The following is a 6098-nucleotide window of genomic DNA, read 5'->3' as shown; positions in this document are numbered from 1 at the left end:
GGACGCCAAATCCGGAGTTTGATGCCTTTCTCTACAGGCATCGCCATTTGGTAGAAAACCTCTTTGCTCGGCTGAAGCACTTTCGCAGCATTGCCACTCGCTTTGAGAAGCTGGCACGAAATTTCAAATCCATGGTTTACCTGGCGTGCACCTTCATTTGGTTGAAAATGAAATGAGGACACGCCCTAATCCAAGGCAATACTTCACTCCTGCGCGCAACAGGTCATGTCGCGATTGCTAAGTGCTTAATATTAATTGTTTAGTGACTGCGCTTGCGCATGGTGAGCTGTAATAACGCACCGCTTGCAGCAAGCGCACCGGCACTTAACGCAAGCGTCCAAAGCGGAAAGGCACTGGCAAGCATAAGCCCGCCTACCGCCGCCCCAATCGCGCTACCCAGGTAAAGCGCTGACTCGTTCAGGGCTACGGCGAGATTGCCATCGCCATGTGGTTTGCGAACGTGCATTAGTGCGTTATTTTGCGGCACCTGTAACGCCCAGCCGACGGCTCCCCATAGGGCGATAGGCACAAGCGCAAGCCATGGATGCAGAGCTGCAGCAATTGGCAGGCTTATCAGCGAAACGGCCAAGACCAGCATAATAGCCAGGACAACGCTGGAGCCTTGGCTTTTATCCACAATCGGACCAATTAAAAAGCTGCCCAAAATCCCGCCAACGCCCCAAACCCATAGATAAAGTGCCATAGAGGGAGAGCTGCCAGACGTCGATGCTGCTATAAGCGGTGAAATAAAGGTGTACATACCAAGGCTTGCTACGGCAGCTAACAGCGAGACAGCTAGAATGGTCATGGTCGCGGGGTGCTTCAAAATGACCAGTTTGCGCCGCAACGATATAGAAGGCGCTGCGGGAATATTGGGGAGCTTGTAGTACAGGCCTGCCAGGGAAATTGCGCCGAGCAGTGCAATCAGCCACATGGCTGAGGCCCAGCCCAACTGTCCGGCGAGCAACAGACTAAGCGGCACGCCAAGCACGGTGCCGCTCGCCATCCCGCCCATAATCATCGCGATGGCGTTGCCGCGCTGCGTTTCAGGTACGAGTGCCGCCGAGGCTGCAATCCCTAGCGCCAGATAAACCCCAGCTCCCACGCCAGCGAGTGCTCTCCAGGCCATCAGCATGACAAAACTTGTGGTCAGCGCGCTTGCCACATTTGCAATAACGAACATCGCCAATGCGATGATTAACCCTGTGCGCTGCTGATGACCCGGCAGGAGCGCGACCACGATGGGGGAAACCAGGCCATACGCCAGTGTAAACGCCGTTACCAGTTGTGCCGCCATGGCATCTGATACTAAAAAAGCATGAGTAATCAGGGGTATAAGGCCAGCAGTAACATAAGACGCCATCCCCAAAGAAAAGGCGCCCAAGGCAATTAAGTAAATCGATAGTCGAGAAGAAAGTGCCATTAGGCTCTCCAGTCAGGCTCATACATTACTTGGCATCCGTATCTTGCAGACGGCTCCAAGCGGTGAGGGCGCTATTCTGGAGAGGCTTTAAAGGGGGTACAATTTAACTATTTATACTATTACTAAAGGCAACAAGATGGCGGCAGTACGTTCGTTAAACCGCACCCGAACCGAGCTTGGGGAATTCCTGCGTAGCCGGCGCGAGCAGGTAACACCTGAAGAGGTTGGCTTGCCCGTGGGTAAGCGGCGGCGCACGCCTGGCTTACGCCGCGAGGAAGTCGCGGCACTCGCCGGGGTTGGGTTGACCTGGTACACGTGGCTGGAGCAAGGGCGCGATATTCGTGCCTCGGCGGATTTTCTCGACCGCCTTGCGCGTACGCTTAAGTTTGATGCCACCGAGCGGCGCCATCTGTTTTTGCTGGCGCACCAACGCCTCCCCGCTGAGCCGGGAAAAACATGGTGCATAGTGCCGCCCTTGATACATCGTCTGATGAACGATTTACCCACTCGGCCTGCCTACGTGTTGAATTTGCGCTGGGATGTGCTGGCCTGGAACCACGCGAGTGATCGTCTGTTTGGCTTCTCTAAACACCCACCGGAGCAGCGCAATCTTCTGTGGCTACTGTTTGCCGATGCAGCCACACGCGGGCTTTTCGACCCTTGGGAAGAGCAGGCCCGCCAAATGCTCGCCAGTTTTAAACGCGATGTGGCCCGCGCGCCTGAAGACCCGGCGATCAATGCGTTGATCAAAATGCTGATCCACGCGGATAAAGATTTTAAAACGTGGTGGGTAGGACAGGATATCCACGGGCCTTGCCACGGCGTTCGACACTTTTACGTCGCGCCGTTAGGGGCGCTCGATTTTGAGCATACCTCGTTGTTGGTTGACGAAGACCGCCACCTGCGGCTGGTCTATTACGTTATTAAAAGCGACGCCGCTAACAATGGCATGGGCACCGAAGAGGCGTTTAACCGCTGGCTTCAGGATGCCCAAACGCCAACATCATAATGAGTGGTTTTAGGCTTTTTCCAATACCCAGCCCTCTGGCGTAGCGCATAGGTAGTCGGTCAGCGCGAGGTTGTGCAAGAACTCCAGGTCATGAGAGGCCACTACCAGCGCACCTGAGTAGCCTCTTAACATGCTTTCCAATGCCTGTAGCGAGGGTAGGTCGAGATGGTTGCTGGGCTCATCCAGAAGTAACAGCTGCGCGGGCGGGTCGGCATATAGCGCGCACGCCAGCGCTACCTTTAGCTGTTCACCACCGCTTAGCTTCCCGCAGGCAACGCTAATTTTCTCAGCCGTTAGCCCAAGGTGTACTAATCGTGTTCGCAGCAGGCTGGTCGGTGCTGCTCGGTTGGCGGCTGCTAACTGCTCTATAGCGCTCCGGGTTTTATCCAGCTGAGCCAGGTGTTGATCGAGATAGGCGCTTCTGACATGCATACGGCGTTCACCCTTTAGGGGTAGACGCTGTTCAGCCAGGAGTTTAAGCAGAGTGGATTTACCCGAGCCGTTGGGGCCAACAATGCCTAAACGCTGCTGTCCCGTGAGGCTGAGATTAAGCTTCCCGGCAACGTAAGGAAGTGTGATATCCGTTAGCTCAGCAATGATCCGCTGGGCAGGCTGCACGGCAATGTCATGCAGCGCGATATGCGGATCTTCAGCAAGCTGCTCCCGGGCTTGCTGAATAGCGTTCAGGTGCTGGCTGCGTGTTTCTGCCTGCTGGTGGGCAAGACGCCCAGCGGAAAGTTCGCTGCGCTCTTTTTGACGATCCAGCAGGATTTTTGCCTGATTGGCCTCATGCCGCTGGCGGTTGCCACGCGCCTGACGTTGCGCTTGGCGTTCATGTTGTTGATGCAGCACGCGCTCTGCACGTTTTTTCTCTTTTTGATGGTGTTCCAGGCTAGCTTGAGCCGCTGCTTTTTCGCTCGCCTTTTGTTCGGCGTAAAAGGTGTAATTGCCGCCATAGCTGCGTAGCCCCAACGTTGACAGCTCAACGATACGTGGCAGGTGGGCAGCGTATAAGAAACGCTATCGAGCGAAATAAACGTCTTCGTCATCGGATGTACCTATCAATGCCAAACATTCCCCTTTTAATAAGGGATGGAGAACGTGGCCGTCGGAAACAGGACGGCAGCATTAATAGCGCATTGGACGAATACCTTTAATCAGAGGGAAGGCTTCTAGCCTAGTCAACTTATGTTGCTTTTCCAAGGCCTTTGCCGCGCTACCTGCCTGCTGATCTACACTTTCTGACAAGGATTTTGTATCTCGCTAGATACGCGCAATAGGCACTCAATGGAAAGAGAGCAAACCATGATGTACGACGTGGCAATTGTAGGCGGCAGCTATGCCGGGATGGCCGCTGGGCTGCAGCTGGCCCAGACGCGGCGCCATATAGTAGTGGTGGATGCTGACCAGCCGCGTAACCGGTTTTCCGCTCGGTCGCGGGGATTTTTGACGCAGGATGGTAAGTCGCCCGAGGACATTGTGGCGGCAGGCTACGCGGAACTGGCTCAATACCCGACAGTTGACTGGCACAAAGGGGAGGTTGAAACGATTGTCGGCGAAGTGGGAGACTTTACGCTAACGCTTGCCGAGCCACGGGCAGCGGCGTCGTCATTTCGCGCCCGTCGCGTTATTCTGGCCGCTGGCGTAGACGATGATCTTCCCGCGTTGCCAGGGCTTAAAGAGCGCTGGGGCACGCATGTTTTTCATTGCCCTTACTGTCATGGTTTTGATCTAAACCGTGGGCATATTGGTGTGTTGGCCCATTCAGCAGCGGCGATGCACCTTGCGCTGATGCTGCCCGATTGGGGCAAAACAACGCTATTTTTGAACGACACGTTTGCGCCTGATAAGAGGCAATTACAAAAACTCGACGAGCGCGGTACGCATATCGAACATGGCGCTGTTGAACGCCTGGCAGGGGAAGGCGTGAAGGTAGTAATGGCCGATAGCCGGGTATTTCCCTTGGAGGGGCTGTTTGTTGTCACTCAAACGATCCCCAGCACGCTGGCGCTGCGCCTCGGGTGCGAAATTGAGACCACGCCGCTGGGGCGTGTTATCAAAACCAGTGCTGCTCAGGCAACCTCCGTGCCTGGTGTTTTTGCTTGTGGTGACATTGCACGGCCTGTGGGTAATCTTTCGCTTGCCGTTAGCGACGGCGCCTTGGCTGGGCAGGCAGCGCACCATTCGCTGGTATTCGATTTATAAATCAGGCTTCAATGGCGTAGTAGAGGAGCCTATTTCAATGTCAATCAGCGCAGTCTCCAATACGTGTGCTTGTATCGCGAGCCTGAGCCATCAGGCAGCGGCTGGAGGTTCGCTGGCTCCGTAGGGTGACGTTTTCTGCTGGCGGGCTCTAATAAGCTTTCTGGGTAAAGGTGACTAACATGGCGGCGCTTTTGAAAGGATATATGCGCTCTTCGTTGATTCTACGTGTCACGATCGCGTTGCTGCTGGGTGTGGTGGTGGGTTTGTTGGGTGGGGAAAACATCGCCACTTGGCTGACGCCGGTCGGCGACCTACTGCTGCGGCTGCTGACGTTTCTAATTGTACCCATTGTACTGTTTACGCTGATGGTCGGTATCAACCAGTCAACGGTGGGTGGCGTCGGCCGCGTTGGTCAAAAGGTGCTGCTGTATTACCTGGCTTCTTCTGCGTTCGCAATTGTGGTGGGGCTATCGGTTGCCTCACTACTTAATCCAGGCAGTGGCATGACGCTGGATGACAGTGCGAGCTTCTCAGTGCCGGAGAATCCGGGACTCGTTGATGTACTGCTTAATATCGTCCCGAACAACATTATTGGCGCGTTGGCTGACCTGAACCTGCTCGGCATCATTTTTACCGCGTTGGTATTCGGTATCGCTTTGATGAAAGTGCGCCAAAGCGAAACGCACGGCAAAAGCGCCGAGCGGTTGTATGAAATGATCGAAGGCTTGAATGCCGTGACGCTGAAGGTGATGTCGGGCGTGCTGCATGTCGTACCGATTGGGGTGTTCGCTATCGTGGCGGAAACTGTCAGCCAGCAGGGGTTTGAAACGCTACTGTCATTGGGTGACATGGTGATCGTGCTTTACATTGCCCTGGCCGTTCAACTGGCGATTTACTGCGTCATCATGCGTCTTTTTGGGGTGAAACTGCGCCGCTTTTTTCGGGAGGCTCGCACACCGATGGCCACGGCGTTTGCCACGCAAAGTAGCGCGGGCGTGCTGCCACTGACTATGAATGCCGCCCGCCGTATGGGCATCGCGCAAAGTGTGTACGGGTTTAGCCTGCCGCTGGGAGCGACCATGAACATGGATGGCGCGGCGATTCGGATCGCTATTTCCGCGGTGTTTGCTGCTAATGTGATCGGCGCACCGCTGGATCTTGCCAGCATGGCTCAAATTGTCGTGATCGGTACGCTGATCTCAGTTGGCACTGCGGGCGTACCGGGGGCGGGTATCATCATGATTGCCACCGTGTTTGCTCAGGTAGGGCTGCCGATCGAAACCGTCGTACTGTTAACTGCTATTGATGCGTTGGTAGGAATGGGCGCTACCGCTCTGAATATAACCGGCGATTTAGTGGGCACGGCAGTGATCGCCAAAAGTGAAGAAGGCAAACAGAAAGACGTGCCTTTAGACGATATCTCTTCCACAGTGAAAGAGTAACGAGCAAGGCCATTAATCG

At 55.1% G+C, this 6098-nt stretch carries 6 protein-coding genes; 4 read left to right on the top strand and 2 right to left on the bottom strand.

All coding sequences use genetic code 11. The features are described 5' to 3' along the window. Positions 1-176 (top strand): transposase (locus tag ACT3TJ_RS08020; protein ID WP_444622116.1); only part of this gene is annotated, 176 nt, incomplete at its 5' end. Positions 177-259: 83 nt separating this feature from the next. Here ACT3TJ_RS08020 and ACT3TJ_RS08015 read toward each other — a convergent pair. Next, positions 260-1423 (bottom strand): MFS transporter, encoded by a 1164-nt coding sequence (locus ACT3TJ_RS08015; protein ID WP_441679101.1) that lies wholly within the window; start codon positions 1421-1423, stop codon positions 260-262. Between the two features lie 136 nt (positions 1424-1559). Between ACT3TJ_RS08015 and ACT3TJ_RS08010 the strand changes: the two genes are divergently transcribed. Beyond that, positions 1560-2432 carry a helix-turn-helix transcriptional regulator gene (locus tag ACT3TJ_RS08010; RefSeq protein WP_444622115.1) on the top strand — a complete coding sequence of 291 codons (873 nt, stop codon included), beginning with the start codon at positions 1560-1562 and terminating at the stop codon, positions 2430-2432. A gap of 9 nt (positions 2433-2441) precedes the next feature. On the opposite strand, the gene ACT3TJ_RS08005 is transcribed toward ACT3TJ_RS08010, so the two are convergent. After that, positions 2442-3404 carry an ATP-binding cassette domain-containing protein gene (locus ACT3TJ_RS08005; RefSeq protein ID WP_444622114.1) on the bottom strand — a complete coding sequence of 321 codons (963 nt, stop codon included), beginning with the start codon at positions 3402-3404 and terminating at the stop codon, positions 2442-2444. Between the two features lie 333 nt (positions 3405-3737). On the opposite strand from ACT3TJ_RS08005, the gene ACT3TJ_RS08000 reads away from it, so the two are divergent. Together ACT3TJ_RS08000 and ACT3TJ_RS07995 are read left to right on the top strand one after the other, a co-directional pair. After that, the gene (locus tag ACT3TJ_RS08000; protein WP_444622113.1) at positions 3738-4637 is read left to right on the top strand and encodes an NAD(P)/FAD-dependent oxidoreductase; all 900 of its coding nucleotides are present in this window, start codon (positions 3738-3740) and stop codon (positions 4635-4637) included. Between the two features lie 179 nt (positions 4638-4816). Beyond that, positions 4817-6079, top strand: a complete 1263-nt coding sequence (locus ACT3TJ_RS07995) for a dicarboxylate/amino acid:cation symporter (protein ID WP_444622112.1) — start codon at positions 4817-4819, stop codon at positions 6077-6079. The last annotated feature ends 19 nt before the right edge of the window (positions 6080-6098 follow it).

The organism is Halomonas sp. AOP30-A1-24, from assembly GCF_052378165.1.
Lineage (GTDB): Bacteria > Pseudomonadota > Gammaproteobacteria > Pseudomonadales > Halomonadaceae > Vreelandella > Vreelandella citrativorans.
Note: the sequence above shows the minus strand (reverse complement) of the source record. Positions and strands in the feature narration are given on the sequence as shown.